13 protein-coding genes and 1 pseudogene are annotated in these 13,636 nt (G+C 70.2%); 8 read left to right on the forward strand and 6 right to left on the reverse strand.

The annotated features are described in order from the left end of the window. Positions 1 to 2: 2 nt before the first annotated feature. Positions 3 to 485 carry a hypothetical protein gene (locus HPY32_RS15430; RefSeq protein ID WP_156674075.1) on the forward strand — a complete coding sequence of 161 codons (483 nt, stop codon included), beginning with the start codon at positions 3 to 5 and terminating at the stop codon, positions 483 to 485. 229 nt (positions 486 to 714) lie between these two features. On the opposite strand, the gene HPY32_RS15435 is transcribed toward HPY32_RS15430, so the two are convergent. Together HPY32_RS15435 and HPY32_RS15440 are read right to left on the reverse strand one after the other, a co-directional pair. Then, positions 715 to 1,368 carry an arsenate reductase ArsC gene (locus tag HPY32_RS15435; RefSeq protein WP_373686647.1) on the reverse strand — a complete coding sequence of 218 codons (654 nt, stop codon included), beginning with the start codon at positions 1,366 to 1,368 and terminating at the stop codon, positions 715 to 717. A 153-nt stretch (positions 1,369 to 1,521) separates the two neighbouring features. Next, complete coding sequence (locus HPY32_RS15440) at positions 1,522 to 3,120, reverse strand: succinic semialdehyde dehydrogenase (protein WP_067580421.1); 1,599 nt, start codon at positions 3,118 to 3,120, stop codon at positions 1,522 to 1,524. Positions 3,121 to 3,255: 135 nt separating this feature from the next. On the opposite strand from HPY32_RS15440, the gene HPY32_RS15445 reads away from it, so the two are divergent. Further along, complete coding sequence (locus HPY32_RS15445) at positions 3,256 to 4,074, forward strand: crotonase/enoyl-CoA hydratase family protein (RefSeq protein ID WP_067580418.1); 819 nt, start codon at positions 3,256 to 3,258, stop codon at positions 4,072 to 4,074. A 53-nt stretch (positions 4,075 to 4,127) separates the two neighbouring features. Here the strand turns inward: HPY32_RS15445 and HPY32_RS15450 are convergent, their stop codons facing one another. From HPY32_RS15450 to HPY32_RS15460, 3 genes are all read right to left on the reverse strand, one after another. Further along, complete coding sequence (locus HPY32_RS15450; RefSeq protein ID WP_067580416.1) at positions 4,128 to 4,895, reverse strand: SDR family NAD(P)-dependent oxidoreductase; 768 nt, start codon at positions 4,893 to 4,895, stop codon at positions 4,128 to 4,130. Next, positions 4,892 to 5,548, reverse strand: a complete 657-nt coding sequence (locus tag HPY32_RS15455) for an acetoacetate decarboxylase family protein (RefSeq protein ID WP_253949778.1) — start codon at positions 5,546 to 5,548, stop codon at positions 4,892 to 4,894. Before HPY32_RS15455 ends, HPY32_RS15450 begins: the two co-directional genes overlap by 4 nt. A gap of 164 nt (positions 5,549 to 5,712) precedes the next feature. Then, positions 5,713 to 6,918, reverse strand: a complete 1,206-nt coding sequence (locus HPY32_RS15460) for a cytochrome P450 (protein WP_067580413.1) — start codon at positions 6,916 to 6,918, stop codon at positions 5,713 to 5,715. Between the two features lie 352 nt (positions 6,919 to 7,270). Here HPY32_RS15460 and HPY32_RS15465 point away from each other — a divergent pair, with 352 nt between their 5' ends. From HPY32_RS15465 to HPY32_RS15490, 6 genes and pseudogenes are all read left to right on the forward strand, one after another. Next, positions 7,271 to 8,740 (forward strand): aldehyde dehydrogenase, encoded by a 1,470-nt coding sequence (locus HPY32_RS15465; protein ID WP_067580411.1) that lies wholly within the window; start codon positions 7,271 to 7,273, stop codon positions 8,738 to 8,740. Between the two features lie 24 nt (positions 8,741 to 8,764). Further along, positions 8,765 to 9,633: pseudogene (locus HPY32_RS15470) on the forward strand (NAD(P)-dependent oxidoreductase). After that, positions 9,630 to 10,019: a carboxymuconolactone decarboxylase family protein gene (locus HPY32_RS15475; protein ID WP_067580408.1), complete on the forward strand. Its 390-nt coding sequence runs from the start codon at positions 9,630 to 9,632 to the stop codon at positions 10,017 to 10,019. The pseudogene HPY32_RS15470 and the gene HPY32_RS15475 overlap by 4 nt, the downstream one beginning before the upstream one ends. 15 nt (positions 10,020 to 10,034) lie before the next feature. Then, the gene (locus HPY32_RS15480; protein ID WP_067585027.1) at positions 10,035 to 11,507 is read left to right on the forward strand and encodes an FAD-dependent oxidoreductase; all 1,473 of its coding nucleotides are present in this window, start codon (positions 10,035 to 10,037) and stop codon (positions 11,505 to 11,507) included. A gap of 25 nt (positions 11,508 to 11,532) precedes the next feature. Beyond that, positions 11,533 to 12,384, forward strand: coding sequence for an LLM class F420-dependent oxidoreductase (locus HPY32_RS15485; protein WP_067580406.1), 852 nt, complete (start codon positions 11,533 to 11,535; stop codon positions 12,382 to 12,384). Positions 12,385 to 12,464: 80 nt separating this feature from the next. Further along, entirely contained in the window at positions 12,465 to 13,052 is a 588-nt protein-coding gene (locus HPY32_RS15490) for a TetR/AcrR family transcriptional regulator (RefSeq protein WP_067580404.1), read from the forward strand. Here HPY32_RS15490 and HPY32_RS15495 read toward each other — a convergent pair. Beyond that, positions 13,033 to 13,518: a glutathione peroxidase gene (locus tag HPY32_RS15495; protein ID WP_067580403.1), complete on the reverse strand. Its 486-nt coding sequence runs from the start codon at positions 13,516 to 13,518 to the stop codon at positions 13,033 to 13,035. The genes HPY32_RS15490 and HPY32_RS15495 overlap by 20 nt on opposite strands. Positions 13,519 to 13,636 lie beyond the last annotated feature (118 nt).

Below are 13,636 nucleotides of genomic sequence, written 5' to 3' on the forward strand. Positions count from 1 at the left end.
CCATGTCCCCCACCGGCCGCGCCCTCCCGCGATGGCTTCGTACCCTGTGCCGGGTCGTGGTGTCGCTGGTCGTCCTGGCGGCGGTGCCGGGCGTCGCCATCGCGTTCGCCCTGTCCGCGCACCGCGCCTCCGTCGCCAGCGCCACCCGGCCGACGACGCTGTCGGCGCTGGACCGGATGGGTACCGGCACCGCGTCCTGTCCCGCGCCCACCGTGTGGACCGGATCGACCAACGGCCGCGGCATCCGGGTCAAGCTGCACAACATGGCGGCCGCGGCCCAGACGATCACCGTCACCGTGGTGCACGACGCCGACCGGATCACCAAGCGCACCAAGACGATTCAGCCCGGGCAGAACGATCTGGAGATCGACTTCCACAAGCTGCACGAGAACGACGTGGACGCGGTGTTCATGCAGACCTCGCAGGCCGACCGCTGCGAGGTGGACTCGCTCGGCGACGTGCTCGGCGGCACCGCGGACCGCTAGCCCCGCTCGACCAGCGCCCGGCGGCCAGTGCGCCGTCGCCCCGAATGCGCGCGCCGGGGCCCGCGATCGGAATCACCGCCAGCTCCAGCAGTCGCTCGCTGACGCCGACCCGCCTCGGCAAGACCGTCCCGGACATGCCGATGTATGGCTCGCCTTGGACCCCAACGGATTCCAGCTGCTGTCGACCTTCGGCGAGACCTTCCCTCGTTCTTCGGCACGCCGATCGGGGTCAGGTAGCGGCGACGTCCAGGTCCAGCGAGTCCAGCAGCAGCACGACCCGGCGGCCGATCTCGTCGCGGATGGGCCGGATCTGGGCCACCGGCAAGCCCGCCGGGTCGTCGACGATCCAGTCCTCGTAGCGGGGACCGGGCACCAGCGGGCAGGTGTCGGCGCAGCCCATGGTGACGATGACGTCGGCGGCCAGGATGATCTCGTCGGTCCAGGTCTTGGGGAATTCGTAGGAGATGTCGATCCCGATCTCGGCCATCGCCGCGACCACCGCCGGATTGAGCGAGCCGCTCGGCTCCGAGCCGCCCGACCAGGCCAGCGCCCGGCCGCCGACGTCGCGGATGAAGAAGCCGAGCGCCATCTGAGAGCGACCCGCGTTGTGCGTGCACAGGAACAGCACCACCGGCTTCGGTTGCGGAATACGGCCCTGGACCTTGGCCAGCGCGTGCAGCCGCTGCCGGGCGAAGCGTTCGGCCAGCAGCGGCAGATACCAGGTGACCTTGGCGCGGCCGGTGTACTCCGTATAGGACGAGGAGAGGAAACGGTGAATGGTGCCGGAGTCGAACAGGATCGCGAACTCGGCGTTGAGTCGCCGCTCGGCGTGCGCGAGCGCGGTGTCGTGGTCGACATCCAGCAACCGATAGGCCGGCGTGATCGCAGCGTATCCGGCCCGGCTCGGGTGTTCGGGCTGAGACACGCACATCAGCCTTGCACCGGACACCAACGCGGGCAAACGAACTCCGCGTGAATCGGATCGAGCCCCCGGGCAACGAGCAAACGTGCCGGGTCCGACGCCGCACCGGCACACTCAGCGGATTCGGAATCTGCGCATCAGCCGCAGCGTGAGAAGCGTTGTGCGCAGCTGCTTTTCGTACGGCAGGCCGCCGCGCGCGGCGAGCACCTGCTTTTTCTGCACCCCGACATTCACGGTGTCGGTGTACTTGAGCAGACCGGCGTCGCCGTGCCGGGTGCCGACGCCGGACTGCTTCACCCCGCCGGACGGGGTGCCCTTGGCCGAATACGTGGTCACAAAGCCGTCGTTGATATTGATGTTTCCCGATTGCAGGCGGTCGGCCACCCGCCCGGCGCGGGCCAGATCCCGGCTCCACACACTGGCATTGAGGCCGTAGGTGGTGGCGTTGGCCTGCTCGATCGCCTCCTGCTCGTCGGAGTAGCGGTACACGGTGACCACCGGACCGAAGGTCTCCATGGTGGCGTGCGTCATCTCCGGCGTCACCCCGGTGAGCACCGTCGGCTCGTAGAACGCCGGGCCCAGGTCCGGCCGCGGCCTGCCGCCGGTGAGCACGGTGGCGCCCTTGGCTCGGGCGTCCTCCACGTGCGCGGCCACCCGCTCCATATGCTCCACCGAGACCAGCGAGCCGAATTCGGGGGTGTAGTCGTAGGCGGCCCCGGCCTTGGCGCCCAATTCCTCCGCGGCGGCGACGAAGCGGCGGACGAACTCGTCGAAAAGCCGGTCGTGCACGTAGATCCGCTCGATGTGCATGCATGCCTGGCCGCTGTTGCCGAACACCGCGAACACGGTGCTCGGGACCACCTCGTCCAGATTCGCGTCGTCGAGGACGATCATCGGATTCTTGCCGCCCAGCTCCAGGCTGCACCCGATCAGATGCCGCCCCGCGAGCTCGCCGATGGTGCGGCCCGTCGCGGTGGACCCGGTGAACATGACGAAGTCCGAATTCTCGATGAGCGCGGGCCCGACGTCCGGACCCGCCCCGCACACGACCTGCATCAGTCCGCGCGGCAGCCCCGCCCGGTACAGCAGCTCCACGCCGAACAGCACGCACAGCGCGGTCTTGTTGTCCGGCTTGAGCACCACGCCGTTACCCGCGATCAGCGCGGGCACCGAGTCCGACAGCGACACCGCGAACGGGAAGTTCCACGGCGAGACGACCGCGACCACGCCCTTGGGCCGATGCTGCTCGGTGGAGCTGGTGACGAACGGGACGGCCGCGCCGCGCCGGACCGGCGCGAGCACCCGCCGGGCGGTCTTGAGGTAGTGGCTGATCACCATCGGCACGTCGCAGGATTCCTCCAGCGCCATGCGGCGGGTCTTGCCGCAGCCGATCTGGATCAGGTCCGTGACGGTCTCGTGTTCGGACAGGATCAGCTCGTGCGCCCGCTCGAACACCGCGAGCCGACGCCGCAGCGGCCAGGAGGCCCACTCCCGCTGTGCCGCACGGGCATTCGCGGCGGCCGCGGCGACGTCCTCCGGCGTCGACTGCGGTAGTTCGCCCACCACCGCGCCGGTGTAGACCTCGAGCATCTCGTAGGGCTTGCGCTGTTCTCCGGCGGTGCCCGCGGTCACCAGCGCGGTCAACCGGTCGATCAGCGTCTTCGTGATCCGCGGCGGCACCGTCGTCGTGCCGCCGTGCGTGGTCGTGTCCATCGGGTCTCCCTCACTTGCCGCCCTATGACGGCGGTCACCATTCTCCAAACTAGAACACGTTATTGTTCTGTACAACGTCGCGGAGTAACTTCGTCCGCAAAGCGCAGGTAGTGCACGAAGCAGAGAGGGTCGGCGATGACGACTGCATCCACTGAAACGAGTAGCAATACAGAGCCGCACGCGCTGGTGGAACGCCGCGGCGCCACCCTGATCGTCACCATGAACCGCCCGGCGGTCCGCAACGCGCTGTCCGGGGAGATGCTGGAGCTGATGGTGCGGGCGTGGGACACCGTCGACAGCGATCCGGAGATCCGCTCCTGCATTCTCACCGGGGCGGGCGGCGCGTTCTGCGCCGGCGCCGACCTGAAGGCCATGACCAAACAGGATCCGGCGAAGAATATGAGCGGCGGCGGATTCGACCCCAGCCGCCTGCCCGGCCTGCTCAAGGGTCGGCGGCTCACCAAGCCGCTGATCGCCGCGGTCGAGGGCGCGGCCATCGCGGGCGGCACCGAGATCCTGCAGGGCACCGATATCCGGGTGGCGGGCGAGAGCGCGAAATTCGGTGTGTCCGAGGCACGCTGGGGCCTGTTCCCGATGGGCGGCTCGGCGGTGCGGCTGCCCCGCCAGATCCCCTACACCGTCGCCGCGGACATCCTGCTGACCGGCCGGCACGTCACCGCCCACGAGGCCAAGGAGATCGGCCTCATCGGCCACGTGGTCCCCGACGGCACCGCCCTGACCAAGGCCCTCGAACTCGCCGACCTGATCAATGCCAACGGCCCACTCGCAGTACAGGCCATCCTCAAAACCATCCGCGACACCGAGGGCCTGCACGAGGAACAGGCATTCCAGATCGACGCGAAACTCGGCTTGGCCGTATTCCGCAGCGAGGACGCCAAGGAGGGCCCACGAGCCTTCGCCGCAAAGCGCAAGCCGGAGTTCCACGGCCGCTAGACGGGCCCTCTCGTCGTTCCGGCGCACTCGCGGCCGGAACGACGACGGCGGATTCACAACTGCGGCTTGACCATTCGCACAATGACCCGGCGGAGCAGGTTGGGGGTGAGGCGGCGGGCCAGCACCATCTGGCGGGCGGAGCCGGGGAAGATGTACAGCGGCACCGTTTTTCGGGCCAGCGCCTTTTCCATATCGTCGAGGACCCGTTCGGGGGACATGCCGCGCCGACCGGCCAGCACGTCGGCGTCCACCGCGCGAATGCCCTCCAGGAACTGGGTTTCCACGTGTGGTGGGCAGATGCACAGCAGCCGCACGCCGGTGCCGATCAGCTCCTGGTACAGCGCCTCGGCGTAGCCGACCACCGCGTGTTTGGAGGCCGCGTAGGCGCCCAGGCCGGGCGAGGCCAGCCAGCCCGCCATGGACGCGAACAGCACGACGGTGCCCGACCCGGCATTGCGCATGGCCGGGATCACCGCCTGGCACACGATCACCGTGCCCAGGTAGTTGATCTCGATCACCCGCCGAATCTCCGAAATATCGTGGGAGAGCGCCGCACCCACGCGCGCCAGCCCGGCGGAGTGCACCAGGTGGGTGATCGGCCCCAGGTCGGCGCGCACCTGCCGCACGGTCGCCGCCACCGCCTCCGGATCCGAGACGTCGCAGACGTAGGTGTGCACATTCGGTGCGCGGCGGGCGGTTTCGGCCAGCCCGGTCTCGTTCACGTCGACGGCGGCGACGCGGTGCCCGGCCGCGGCCAGGCGCTGGGCGGCAATGCGGCCCATCCCGCTCGCCGCGCCGGTCACCAGTGCTGTCGTGGTCATCGGACCTCCATGGCATCCTCGAAAGTCATTCGCAGTACCCCGATTCGGGTGGTGGAGATCGCGCGGCCGGGCAGGCCGAGGGCGCGCAGCTCGTCGGCGACGGGGTGATCGCCGAGTTCCAGGCGGGCGCCGCCGCCGAGCCGCAGGCGCACCCGGGACGGCCGCATCCCCCACGGGGTGCGCCGCAACACGCCGTCCGGCTGGGTGTAGGCCGCGATCGAGGCGCCGCCCAGCACCGCCGGGACGGGCAGGCCGCCCCGGATCTCCAGCGCCACCGCCATCCGGCCGTCCAGCCAGACCTCGCAGCGCTTGCCGCGCCACCGCCGCGCGAGCCGAATGTCGGCGACCTCCTTGGGAAATCCCCAGATCTGCCGCCCCGCCGCACAGGTGAACTCCTGATTGACCGGCAACCAGTGGATATACGCCCCCGTGCTGCGCCGCCGCCCCGGCACCCGGGCGATCAGCGCCACGGCGAACTCGTGATACGGGCCTAGATCACCGTCGACATAGCGAACGAAGGCCAGCGCGCACAGCGCCCGCCCGGCGCAGCGCACCGGTTCCAGACCCGTCCCCGCCAGCAGCGTCCGCGCGGCCGTCTCGTCCACCAGGTACAGGGCCGACAAGGCCTCCGCCACACGGATTTCCACCGGCATCCGGACCTGTTCACCGAGCACGGTGTGCACTGCCACCACCTCCAAAGTAGAACACGTTCTCATTGATTGGCCCATGGATCACGCACCCTGATCCCGTTGACCGGGACACTGTCGGTCATCCCCCGCCCTCCTCGCGGAGTTTTGACGGGAATCGCCGGATCGCGTCAGCTCATCTCCACCGCCACCGGCAGTTTCGCGAATCCGCGCACATTGGTGGAGTGCACCCGCTCGCAGGCCGTCGCATCGACCTCGATCGCGCGCACGCGAGTCACCAGCTCCCGCAGCGCGATCCCGGCCTCCAGCCGGGCCAGGTGGGCGCCCAGGCAGAAGTGCACGCCGCGACCGAAACTCAGTAGCGCGCCCTTGTCGGGGCGTCCGATGTCGTAGGTGTCGGGTCGGGCGAATACCGCCTCGTCCCGATTCGCGGACCCGATCAGCAGCAATACCTTCGCCCCGGCCGGGACCACCGCACCGTGCGCCTCGAAATCGACCGCGGCCGTGCGGGCGAGGATCTGAGTGGAGGTGTCGTAGCGCAGCGTTTCCTCCACCCAGTCGCCGACCCGCCCGGGATCCGCGACCACCGCGGCATACTGCGCGGGATCGCTTGCGGCCCAATACACCGCATTGCCGAGCAGTTTGGTGGTCGTCTCGTTGCCCGCGACGACCATGAGAAACAGGAAGGCCAGGATCTCCTGGTCGCCGAGCCGGTCGCCGTCGATCTCCGCGTCCAGCAGGGCGGAGGTGAGATCGTCGGTGCGCGAGCGGCGGCGGCGCGCGATCATGTCCGCGTAGTAGCCGATGAGTCGCATCGATGCCTCGATCGCCGCGGCCGGTACGTCGAGCACGCCGTCCTCGCGGTGCACCACCAGGTCCGCGAGCCGCCGGATCTCGGCGCGGTCCGGCTCCGGGACGCCCATGAGTTCGGAGATGATGTCCATCGGCAGCCGCCCGGCCACCTCCTCGATCCAGTCGAATCGCCTTCGCGCCAGCGCCGGTTCCAGATACCGCAGCGTCGACGCCCGGATGCGGTCGGCCAGATCGGCGACCCGGCGCGGGGTGAAGCCCTCGGAGACCAGTCGCCGCATGCGCTGGTGGCGCGGATCGTCCATGCCCAGGAACGACATCGTCCGGTGAGCGTGCGGCCCCCACGCGGCCGGATCCAGCGACACCCCGTTCGCGCTCGACAGCCGCGCGGCATCCCGAAACCCGGCGACGACGTCCGCGTGCCGCGACAGCGCCCAGAAATTCAGGTCGGGGTTGTGATAGAGCGGCGCCTCCGCCCGCAGCCGCCGGTAGATCGGATACGGATCGGTGTGGATGCCGTAGTCGTACGGATCGAAGATGAGCGGTTCCAGCGAGGCCGCGGTCATCGCCACCACCTATTCGAGAACGAGTTCAGTCCCGCTGGTCGGCTTGCGATCATCGCGGAAGACATGTAACTGGACATGTGTCTGGACGGTATCACCGCAGCACGCCCGCGACAACGGATTCCGTAGCCCCACGCAGCAGAACACTTCCTCGACCCCGACATACGCTCCGCCACCGCACCCCGTCGCACCCCCATGATCCCGGCATGCTTTTGGCCGGGATCTCACCGGAAGATCCCGGCCAAAAGCGCGCCGGGATCATGCGAGTGGAGGTTGAATTGAAACAAGTTCTTGCGAAGAGGCGAGCCGCACTCATATAGTCCGTACACGTGTCCAGACAGCATGGGAGCTACCGATGAGCAGGCTCGTCAGCCCCGAGGGCACCGCGCTGTTGATCGGCGGGAAGCTCGTGCCGGGCGGTGCGGGCGTGTTCGACACCGTCGACCCGGCGACCGAGCGGGTGCTGGGGCACGCCGCCGACGCCGATGCCGCCGATCTGGACGCCGCGGTGGCCGCCGCCCGCGCCGCCTTCGACGACACCGACTGGCCCCGCGATCCCGCCTTCCGCGCCCGATGCCTGCGCCAGCTGCGCGACGCGCTGCGCGGCCACCTCGAGGAACTGCGCGAGATCACCATTGCCGAGGCGGGCGCGCCGCGCATGCTCACCGGCGGCCCGCAGCTGGAGGCGCCGATCGGCGATCTGGGCTGGTTCGCCGATCTCGCCGAAAGCTACTGCTGGGACACCGATCTCGGCGCCGCGCGGCCGATGGGCGTCCGCTCCGGCCGCACGCTGCACCGGGAGCCGATCGGCGTGGTCGGCGCGATCACGCCGTGGAACTTCCCGCACCAGATCAACCTCGCCAAGCTCGGGCCCGCCCTGGCCGCGGGCGCCACCGTCGTCCTCAAGCCCGCGCCCGAAACACCCTGGTGCGCAGCATATATCGGCGCGATCATCGCCACCGAGACCGATATTCCGGCCGGGGTGGTCGATATCGTCACCTCGTCCGATCACGGCCTGGGCGCGCGCCTGGTCGAGGACCCGCGGGTGGACATGATCTCCTTCACCGGATCGACGCGGACCGGGCGCGCCGTCATGGCCTCCGCCGCGGCGACGGTGAAGAAGGTCTTCCTGGAGCTGGGCGGCAAGTCGGCCTGCATCGTGCTCGACGACGCCGACATCGCCGCCGCGAGCCGCTACGCCGCCTTCTCGGTCTGCGTGCACGCCGGTCAGGGCTGCGCCCTCACCACCCGCCTGCTGGTGCCGCGCGCGGCGCACGACGAGGCGGTCGCGGCGGCGGCCGAGGCCATGGCCGCCGTCGTGCCCGGCGATCCGAACGAGGCCGGAACCATCTGCGGCCCACTGATTTCCGAGCGGCAGCGGGCCCGGGTGGAGCGGTATCTGGACATCGCCCGGGCCGAGGGCGGCACCGTGGTCACCGGCGGTGGCCGCCCCGCGGGCCGCGACCGCGGTTACTTCGTCGAGCCGACGCTCATCGCCGGGCTGCCCAACGGCTCGACGGTGGCGCAGGAGGAGATCTTCGGCCCGGTGCTGGTGGTGATCCCGCACGACGGCGACGCGGACGCCGTCCGGCTCGCCAACGACTCCCGGTACGGACTGTCCGGCGCGGTCTGGGGCGCCGACCCCGACCGGATCCGGACGGTGGTGCGCGGCCTGCGCATCGGAACCGTCGGCGTCAACGGCGGCATCTGGTACTCGGCCGACGCCCCGTTCGGCGGCTACAAGCAGTCCGGCATCGGCCGCGAGCTGGGCGTCGCCGGATTCGAGGAGTATCTGCAAACCAAGCTCGTCGCCACCGCCGAATAGTCCCGCCGCAGAGGAGTTCTCACCATGGTCCGTCTCGGCTTCATCGGTCTCGGCAGCATGGGCGCCCCGATGGCGGAGCGGCTGCTGGATCGTCCGGGTGGGCTGGTGGTGTGCGACACCCGCCCCGAGGCGCTCGATCCGTTCGTGGCGGGCGGCGCGGAGCCGGTCGCCGATGCGGCCGCGGCGGCCGAGCGGGCGGCGGTGATCTCGGTCGCGGTCGTCGACGACGAGCAGGTTCGCACGGTGCTGACCGGGCCGCGCGGCATCCTGCGGACCGCCGCGGCGGGCACCGTGGTGGCGGTGCACTCCACCATCGCCGACACCACCGCCGTCGAGCTCGCCGCCGAATGCGCGTCCGCCGGTGTGGAATTCGTCGACGCGCCGGTCAGCGGCGGCGCACCCGCGGCGCGGCTGGGCAGGCTCGCGGTCATGGTGGGCGGCAGCGAGGCCGCCTTCGCGCGGGTGCGAGAACCGTTCGGGCACTTCGCCGACCTGATCGTGCACGCCGGTGGCGTCGGCGCGGGCGTTCGGATGAAGCTGGCGCGCAACCTATTACACTTCGTCGCCTTCACGGCGGCGGCCGAGGCGCAGCGCCTGGCGGAGGCCGCCGGGTTGGATATCACGCAACTGGGCCGGTGGTCCGCCATTCCGACGCCGTCACCGGCGGCCCGGGCGCGATCATGTTGCGCGACACCACCGCCCCGGTCGCCGCCGACGACTTCTGGTTCCCGATCCTGCGGCACGTCCGCGACCTGGGTGAGAAGGATCTGTCGCTGGCCCTGGCACTGGGGCGGCGACTGGGCGTCGAATTACCGCTGGCCCGAGACGCTCTCGGCGGCCTGGGCGCCGGGCTCGGGGTCGGCGGCGGAGATTTCGAGAAGGAGCGGGCATGAGCACCGACGAGCACGAATCCGCCGCCGAGCGGCGGCAGCGCGGGCTGCGCAAGATGACCGAGGTCTACGGGTGGGAGTTGCCCGACGTTCCCGGCGCGTACTTCGCCGTCACCGTCGACCACCTGTTCGCCGACATCTGGTCGCGCCCAGGGCTTTCCATCAGAGACCGCCGCCTGCTGCTGCTCGGCGCGCTCACCGCGCAGGGCCTGTTCGACATCGCCGAGATCCAGATCGGTGCGGCGCTGCGCAATGCGGAGCTCGACGAACAGCAGCTGCGCGAGATCGCGCTGTTCCTGTGTCACTACGTCGGCTGGCCCGCGGGCACCACCCTCGACGGCGTGGTGGGCAAGGTCGTGGCCCGGCAGCAGAAGTCCCCTCGGCAGTAAGGAATGCGAAAGACCATGTCCGACACCGTGAGTGTGCGCCCGCTGCGCGCCGATGCGACCACCCGCTGGGACGAGCAGGCCGATGTCGTGATCGCCGGGTACGGCGTCGCGGGCGCCGCCGCCGCCATCGAGGCCGCCCGGGCGGGCGCGCGGGTGCTGGTGCTGGAACGCACCGGCGGCTGGGGCGGCGCGGCGGCGCTGTCGGGTGGATTCATCTACCTGGGCGGCGGCACCGCGCTCCAGCGCGCGCTGGGCTTCGAGGATTCGCCGGAGAACATGCGGACGTTCCTGCTCGCGGCGCTGGGCCCCGGCGCGGATGAGGCCAAGATCGCCGACTACTGCCGCGGCAGCGTCGAACACTTCGAATGGCTGGTGGCCCAGGGTGTTCCGTTCAAGGAGGAGTTCTGGGGCGAGCCCGGCTGGGAGCCGCCGCACGACGAGGGCCTGATGTATTCCGGCGGCGAGAACGCGGCCCCCTTCAACGAGATCGCCACGCCCGCACCGCGCGGGCACCTGCCGCGGATGCAGAACAAGCGCACCGGCGAGCGCGGCGGCGGCTACATGCTGATGAAGCCGCTCACCGACGTCGCCGAAACATTGGGCGTACGAGCCGAATACGACGTCCGCATCCAGCGCCTGGTGGTGGACGAGGCGGACCGGGTGATCGGCGTGGTCGCCAAGCGCTACGGGCAGCAGCTGCTGGTGCGCGCCCACCGCGGCGTGGTGCTGGCCACCGGCAGCTTCGCCTACCGCAAGCAGATGATCGAGGGCTACGCGCCCCGGCTGATCGGCCGTCCCGCCGCAGCGATCGAGGAGCACGACGGCATCGGCATCCGGATCGCCCAGGCCCTGGGCGCGGAGCTCGCGCACATGGACGCCACCGAGGTCGCGTTCTTCGGCGATCCGCAGATGATGGCCCGGGGCATCCTGATCAACGGCCGCGGGCAGCGCTACATCGCCGAGGACACCTATCCGGGCCGGATCGGCCAGGCGACGCTGATCCAGCAGGACAATCAGGCGTATCTGATCATCGACGAACAGGCGCTGGAGGCCGCGCAGGGCACCGAGACCAGCACGCCGTTCTTCCGGCAGCCGCCCACCTGGGCCGCCGAATCGGTGGCGGAGCTCGAGGCCGAGATGGGCCTGCCCGAGGGCGCGCTGCAGGCCACGGTCGAGGTGTACAACCGGCACGCGAAGGACGGCGCGGATCCGCTGCTGGGCAAGAAGTCGCAGTGGGTGCGGCCGATCGGCGCCCCGCTCGCCGGATACGACATGCGGGGTTTCACCGCGGGTTTCACCCTCGGCGGGCTGCGCACCGACCTCGACGCCCGGGTGCTGCACGTGGACGGCGACCCGATCCCGGGCCTGTACGCCGCCGGGCGCTGCACCTCCGGCATCTGCGCGGGCGGTTACGTCAGCGGCGCCTCGCTCGGCGACGGCAGCTTCTACGGCCGCCGCGCGGGCCGGGCCGCCGCCACCGACCACTAGTCCCGACCGAAAGGACCGGCACCCCATGCGTTTCGGCATCGTCCTGTTCACCAGCGACCGCGGCATCACCCCCGCCGCGGCCGCCCGCGCCGCCGAGGAGCGCGGCTTCGCCTCGTTCTTCGTCCCCGAGCACACCCACATCCCGGTGAAACGCGAAGCGGCACACCCGATCACCGGCGATGCCAGCCTGCCCGACGACCGGTACCTGCGCACCCTGGACCCGTGGGTGGCGCTGGGCACCGCGGCCGCGGTCACCGAGCGCATCGAATTGTCCACGGCGGTGGCGCTTCCCACCGAACACGATCCGATCACCCTGGCCAAGACCGTCGCCACCCTGGACCACCTGTCCGGCGGCCGGGTCAGCCTCGGCGCCGGATTCGGTTGGAACACCGACGAACTCACCGATCACGGGGTGCCCGCCGCCAAGCGACGCACGGTGCTGCGCGAATACCTGGAGGCCATGCGGGCCCTGTGGACCGACGAGGAGGCCGAATACCGCGGCGAATTCGTGTCGTTCGGCCCGAGCTGGGCGTGGCCGAAGCCGGTGCAGCCGCACATTCCGGTACTGATCGGCACCGCGGGCACCGAACAGGGCTTCCGCTGGATCGCCCGCTCGGCCGACGGCTGGATCACCACGCCCTACGAGCACGAATTGCTGCTGGAACGACTGCGGCTACTGGCGAAGGTCTGGCAGGACGCCGGGCGCACCGGCGCACCGCGGGTGGTCGCTCTCGACGGGCGGCCCGACCCGGGCCGATCGGCGGAGTGGGCCGCGGCCGGGGTCACCGACGCGCTGTACGGGTTGCCCGACAAGCCGGAGGCCGAGGTGCTCGCCTACCTGGACCGACTGGCGGCCAAACTCGGCCTGTCCGCCTGAATTCCGTTCCTTGCCCGAAGAAGCGCATGACAGTAGCATCCGGACACGTGTCCGATCCCCTTTCCAGTCACCCGGATTCGGTGCATAGGGAGGCCACCCGCCGCCGCCTCACCGAGAAGCAGGCCGATACCGTCGACCGGCTCACCCGGGCCGCCCTGGAGGTGCTGTCCCGGCAGGGGTTCGCGGGCCTCACGGTGCGCATGGTGGCCGCGGCGGCCGGGGTCGGCACCGCCACCGCCTACACCTACTTCTCCTCCAAGGAACACCTGGTCGCCGAGGTCTTCTGGCGTCGCCTGGCCGCCACGCCACCGCCCCCGGCCGAGGGCGACGGCACCGCCCGCACGCTCGCGGTGCTGCGGCAGATCGCGCTGCTGGTCGCCGACGAACCGGCCCTCGCCGGGGCCGTGACCAGCGCCCTGCTCGGCACCGATCCCGATGTCGCGCACCTGCGCATGCGCATCGGATCCGAGATTCGCCGCCGCCTCACCGATGCCCTCGGCGCCGACGCCGATCCGGATATCGTGGAAACGCTGGAATTGCTCTACGCGGGCGCACTGGTGCGCGCCGGTGTCGGTTATGCGTCCTACGCGGAAATCGCCGATCGGCTGGAGAAATCCGCGCTCCAGATCCTGCGCCCCCGCGAATCGACTAGAGCACCTTCTCGATAGCGGCAACGACCGCCGGGTCCTGCGGCTCGGTCCGGGGGCGGAAGCGGGCCACGACGGCACCGTTGCGGTCGACGAGGAACTTCTCGAAGTTCCACTGGATGTCACCGGCCGTGCCCTCGGCGTCGGCGGTCCGCACCAGTTCCCGGTACAGCGGATGCCGGTCGTCGCCGTTCACCTCGGTCTTCTCCAGCAGCGGGAAGTCCACGCCGTAGGTGGTCGAGCAGAACTCCTGGATTTCCTCGGCGGTCCCCGGCTCCTGGCCCATGAACTGATTGCACGGCACGCCGACGACGCTGAAGCCGCGCTCGCCGTAGGTCCGTTGCAGCTCGACCAGCTCGGTGTACTGCGGGGTGAGACCGCACTTGGAGGCCACATTGACCACCAGCAGGGCCTTGTCACCGGCGAGATCGGCCAGCGTCGTGGGCGCACCGGCCAGAGTGTTGACGGGAATGTCGCGAATAGTCACACCGGCGATAGTAGGCCGATCTTGCACCGGGGTGAACGGCTCAGCAACAGGCCACCCGCCAGTGCTCGACGACAGAAGTGCAACGAGTTCTACATCGATCAGGACACCTCCACACATC

This window comes from Nocardia terpenica (genome assembly GCF_013186535.1).
Classification (GTDB): domain Bacteria; phylum Actinomycetota; class Actinomycetes; order Mycobacteriales; family Mycobacteriaceae; genus Nocardia; species Nocardia terpenica.

Excerpts from the sequence above, each read along its gene's own strand:
- HPY32_RS15465 (WP_067580411.1), top strand. The coding sequence starts at position 7,271 with ATGAGCAGGCTCGTCAGCCCCGAGGGCACCGCGCTGTTGATCGGCGGG.
- HPY32_RS15480 (WP_067585027.1), top strand. The coding sequence starts at position 10,035 with ATGTCCGACACCGTGAGTGTGCGCCCGCTGCGCGCCGATGCGACCACC.
- HPY32_RS15455 (WP_253949778.1), bottom strand. The coding sequence starts at position 5,548 with ATGCCGGTGGAAATCCGTGTGGCGGAGGCCTTGTCGGCCCTGTACCTG.
- HPY32_RS15460 (WP_067580413.1), bottom strand. The coding sequence starts at position 6,918 with ATGACCGCGGCCTCGCTGGAACCGCTCATCTTCGATCCGTACGACTAC.
- HPY32_RS15440 (WP_067580421.1), bottom strand. The coding sequence starts at position 3,120 with ATGGACACGACCACGCACGGCGGCACGACGACGGTGCCGCCGCGGATC.
- HPY32_RS15450 (WP_067580416.1), bottom strand. The coding sequence starts at position 4,895 with ATGACCACGACAGCACTGGTGACCGGCGCGGCGAGCGGGATGGGCCGC.
- HPY32_RS15445 (WP_067580418.1), top strand. The coding sequence starts at position 3,256 with ATGACGACTGCATCCACTGAAACGAGTAGCAATACAGAGCCGCACGCG.
- HPY32_RS15430 (WP_156674075.1), top strand. The coding sequence starts at position 3 with ATGTCCCCCACCGGCCGCGCCCTCCCGCGATGGCTTCGTACCCTGTGC.
- HPY32_RS15485 (WP_067580406.1), top strand. The coding sequence starts at position 11,533 with ATGCGTTTCGGCATCGTCCTGTTCACCAGCGACCGCGGCATCACCCCC.
- HPY32_RS15475 (WP_067580408.1), top strand. The coding sequence starts at position 9,630 with ATGAGCACCGACGAGCACGAATCCGCCGCCGAGCGGCGGCAGCGCGGG.